This window comes from Vibrio ichthyoenteri ATCC 700023 (assembly GCF_000222605.1).
In the GTDB taxonomy this organism is placed as follows: Bacteria; Pseudomonadota; Gammaproteobacteria; order Enterobacterales; family Vibrionaceae; genus Vibrio; species Vibrio ichthyoenteri.
In genome coordinates this window covers 1-4512 of record NZ_AFWF01000098.1, presented here as the reverse complement: position 1 = coordinate 4512, position 4512 = coordinate 1, and the positions used below count along the sequence as shown (strand labels likewise).

General features: G+C 42.5%; 3 protein-coding genes. All 3 read right to left on the bottom strand.

Annotated elements, in window-relative coordinates:
• Nucleotides 1-38 precede the first annotated feature (38 nt).
• Genes RH85_RS08590 through RH85_RS08580 form a run of 3 tightly spaced genes read right to left on the bottom strand, consistent with a single transcriptional unit; the run spans nucleotide 39 to nucleotide 4222 of the window.
• Nucleotides 39-2372: an AAA family ATPase gene (locus RH85_RS08590; RefSeq protein ID WP_006711831.1), complete on the bottom strand. Its 2334-nt coding sequence runs from the start codon at nucleotides 2370-2372 to the stop codon at nucleotides 39-41.
• Nucleotides 2347-3012, bottom strand: coding sequence for an ABC-three component system middle component 1 (locus RH85_RS08585; protein WP_006711830.1), 666 nt, complete (start codon nucleotides 3010-3012; stop codon nucleotides 2347-2349). The genes RH85_RS08590 and RH85_RS08585 overlap by 26 nt, the downstream gene beginning before the upstream one ends.
• Nucleotides 2993-4222 carry an ABC-three component system protein gene (locus tag RH85_RS08580; protein ID WP_006711829.1) on the bottom strand — a complete coding sequence of 410 codons (1230 nt, stop codon included), beginning with the start codon at nucleotides 4220-4222 and terminating at the stop codon, nucleotides 2993-2995. The genes RH85_RS08585 and RH85_RS08580 overlap by 20 nt, the downstream gene beginning before the upstream one ends.
• Nucleotides 4223-4512 lie beyond the last annotated feature (290 nt).

The following is a 4512-nucleotide window of genomic DNA, read 5'->3' as shown; positions in this document are numbered from 1 at the left end:
ATCAGTCATCCAGATCTACTGCATACTATGGGCTACTTTTACAAAGCATCTTTCGCCAATAGCTGCATGTTCAGTGAACTCGTTTTCAAGCCCGCTCTGTCGAATCGGTACCGCATATAGGCAGAAATATCATCCTCATGCGAGGAGACAATCAACTGGCAATGCTTGAGTTCACAACGGAGTAAATCGGTTAAGGATGCAACGTTGATTTCATCCAGAGACTGCGACGGATCATCTATCAAGATAAGAGGTACCTTAGCATAGACCTTATTGAGTGAAAGAAAGAAGGCAAGGCCAAGAGCGCACACCTGACCGGAACTCATGGACATGACTGCGTCGTGTTCTGACTTCTCTGCAGTAAGAAATCTCAACTGCGTACCTTCGCGACTCTCGATAAATAGGCCCAAACCACGTTGGTAGTTTTGGATCAGTCGTCCACTGTAGATATGGAATATGAGCTCAATAGCCGAAATTGTCTGGTCTGTATACCTTTGCTCTGTCTCCTTCAGTGTGTCTCGGAGCCTTTTGATTTTACTTTGAGCTTTTTGCGCGGCTAAGGTTTCTTTTTCGATAAGTTTAAGGCCGGAAATACAGGTTTGGAGCCTAACATTTTGAGCCTCGTTAGCTTTAATCGATATATACTGCTCTTTATTCCTCAAGTCCTCAGCAGTGATTATGTAGAAATCCTGCAGGTCTTTGAAGGTGATGCGTATTGTGTCTCGCCAGTCCTCAGGCAGAGCTAAAGCATCCGATTCAACCTCTTTTTTATTTCTTAGAATCTCCTTTAGCTTTTCCAGTCGCTCCACCACTACATCATCAATTTTCGTAAATGAGTCAGTGAATTGAATGTTTTCGTTTTGCAACTTCTCCTGCAACTGAATTATAGCCGGGAGCTGAAGCCTAACTTTTGTAAGTGCTGCATAAAGATTTGGTTCAAATTTGGGTCTGATAACTTTCAGCCTACCTTGTACATGGATGTCGATGAGCTTCAGCTCTGCGTCCATGGCTGCGATAAGGTTAAGTAAATCTTTGCCGTCTTGAGATAGCGAATTAGAGATCTGCTTGCTTCTTGTTTCAATGGCATCCACCATTGATCTGTGAACCTCCCAATCAGCTCCACAAAGGGGGCACATCTGATCATCAGGATAAGACTTCTTATGCTCCTCAAGCAGCTGCCTTTTTAGGCGTTCCAATTCAGCAGCGACTTTCGCGTTGGCACTACTTTTTGCTCGTAGGCTATTTCGGGTTTCAATTTTTGACTCAAACGACTCAAGACGCCCTTCCCCCCAGTTTGGCAGTGATTGGGCTTCTTCGGCCTGGATCATCAAGGCTCCTCGCTTGATGATGGTCGCTGAGCGCTCCAATTCATCAATCCCCTTCTTGATTACTTCGAGTTCATCAAGTTTGCCAAGGTCTTTACCGAACTGTGCCAAGCTCCTCAGAGATTCTTCGTTACGTTGAATGTCGGCATCGATTGTCTCATTGTGAACTCTGGTTTTGATCGTGGCTTTGAGCGGTAAAAGGTCATTAATTCTACGAACTGATTCTAGGTATGCAGCATGGTCGACCGCTGAGTACGTTGGGAACAAGATCTCCTTGTCCCATCCGGGTTGGATATCAGTCGTTGAGAGCTTTTTGTACTCAACGATCCCAGTCTCTGCCTGTAATGTGCTTTGTAGGGTATCTATCTCATCTTTAAGTGATATAACTTTTGCCGCGCGTTCAGGATTGTTGATGTACCTTGTGAACTTATTATATATGGTATTGCAGTTTTCAATCTCAGCTTCAATATCACTGATATTAAAGAGATTTCCTAGTTTTTCCTTGCGTTCGTCTACCCGCGTATGTAACAGCCGGTTTTGTCCTTGTTCCAGATAGTTAAGGAAGGAGAAGTTTTCCCTAAAATTTCCCCCAAAAACTTCGTCAAGAAAGTTATCATCGCGCTGATTGGCTTTCGTGAAAGCAGATGATTCAAACTCTGGTAGCTCGTAAAGCTTGAAGTTTTCGTATTTGTCAGCACGATTGTATGCTGGTTTCTTGAACATCGCTGCTTGGCAATGTCTGGCTAAAACAAGCTTTTGACCATCATTAATAAATTCAATTTTAATCAATAGGTCATTTTCACCAGAGCGACTGTTCCAAAAGAGGTTGTCCGCATAGTCTCTCTTTTTCTTGGTTAATAATGTAGAGAACAGGTTTTGTATTCGATTGATTTGGCCAGTGAGCAGCAGTTCAATGGCGTCGAATATGCTGGTCTTGCCATAACCGTTTGGTCCATCAAGAGTTAGCAAGGACGACTCGCCAAGATCCAAGTAGATATGCTTGAATGCTTTGAAGCTAGAGACTTCAATCTTGGATATTTGCCAGTTCATTTTTAATCATTTCCTTAATTATTTCGTCGGCGTTTGCGTCTGTAACTTGCTGAATAGTCGAATACGTATCGTTCAGGCCGGCTTCTGCAACGGCCTCAGTTGCTTGCTGTCTCAAGGAGACAAGGTTTCCTTGGTGACTAGGTAGCTCCAAGAAAGGAAGCTTAATAAAGGTCTTCGCAGCGAAGCTGTATTGTGAAGCCACAAGAGGATTTTCTTTGTAATCAATAAATTCCTTTTTGTCAGCAATTATGGATACGAGTTTGTCGTAGGTAAAATCAGTGAGAGCACTTTCTTCAGCAATGCTGTAGTAGAGGACATATTTTTTATAAAAATGCGGGTCTTCCTCGATATCGAAGATTCCTTCTTCGTACTTTTTGAACTCAGCCAAAACGTCAAGGCGATAAATACAAATCAAGTCACAGTTTTTCTTGAAGCTTGGGTTTCTGAGAAATTCCTCAGGAGCAAGATGATTGATCTGGCTATTCAACTCGGCTGGTGTAATGAGTTCCTCAAGGTTATGTACGATGGCAAATCTAATGGCAGACCCAGAATCACGAATATAAAAAGTTGTGGTGTCCGATTCACGCTTACTCACAAAGCCATGAGCAACAAGTGCTTCATCAATGAGTTGCTTTATCATTCAGTCGACCCTCCGCGTCGTCTTTTGTCATTACGCTAATGCATAGCGACTTGGTAATGTTGCTTTCAAGCTTTTCAGTGGCCAACTTATCGTCGAAGTTATCTGAGTTCGTGAATTTTGTATCAAAGGTAAATGAGGCTTCTGCTTTGCTGGCAATTAGATGGTTGTACTCAAAAAGTAGTCTCAGTAGGTCACCGTTGTTTTTCATTTCATAGTTCATGTCTGACTCACAATCTTCACTTTCATCTACGTCAAGTGCTGTAGGTACGTAGAACCGATTTTCGCTGTCGAGGTAATGCGGAAGATGGTTGAATGTGGGCTCCACTGAAATAGCCTCTATGAGCTTGGTGTAGCGCCTGATATCACCCTTCTGAATGTCTTGAAACCGCTCGGATGGCTTCATCATCTGACATAAGTTTTTTAACTCATTGATATGTGTATCTCGTATGTGCTCGCACAGACGCCTAGCTCTTTCATAGTTGACATCACTCATTGTTGGTAACACCTGATCGAGTCGTTCTTCTAGGTAGGTTTGAAGCCTAGCCTTCAACTCAACGGCATAATAGTCGCGATTCTGATAGGGGTTTTCGGCTAGTAATTCCTCTAGGATATCTCTTGCTTGGATACGGCCCTCGTAAGCAGCTTTGTTTTCCGAGAAGCCGTCCACTTGATTTAGTTTGTGATTATGTATCGCCTTTGTGCTTATTTTTTCTGAGAGTAAGCAATAGTTAAAATTTATGAGATTATCACTGACCGTGATGGACTGTTTTTCACATATACTTTTTATCAGTGCTTTGGTCAGTCCCTCAATTTCACCTAGTCCACAATGAAAGTTGTCTCCATAGCGGTAGAATTTCACTATTTCTCCGCTAGTCCCTTTGTGATCATCGGTATTGTCTAGCTGTACGGATACGTGAAAGTAACGGGGCGTCCCTTTTATTTTGTCGTGTTCGAACAACGTGGATTGCTCCAGAGCCTTGGAGTAGCCACTACGATACTTACTAATCTTCGCTTTGACTTGATGGGCGGTTTGTAGCTTTCCATCTTTATAAATAGCGAAGTCGTCGCTACTATCTAGCTGAAGTTCGAAGTCCAAATCACCATCATGAATAAGCTTAAGCGAGTGATATAACGCAATTTTTCCTTGATAAACGAAGCCGCTCCACGAAGATATCGCGCTGGCTGGGTATTTTTCATCTTCTTGACTCACATGAACTCCTTGCTGCCAATGTGACGGAGTCATGTTACTGTATTTATAGAGTTTTCTGTACTCATTTGGTGAATGAATGCTCCACTTCCCAGCTTTTATCAAGAACATTGTTTGAATAGATACATTCTCAGTTGATACTTTCGGACTTTTTTGCCCCAACTCCGCTTATGGAAATTATGTAATTTAGATCATAAACTCTAGCCAATAATTGTCCAAAAAATTACCTCGCAGCCCAATAAGTAACAGCAGGCTCATCGATGTTATACGTGTGACAATTCGCCATTAGTGAC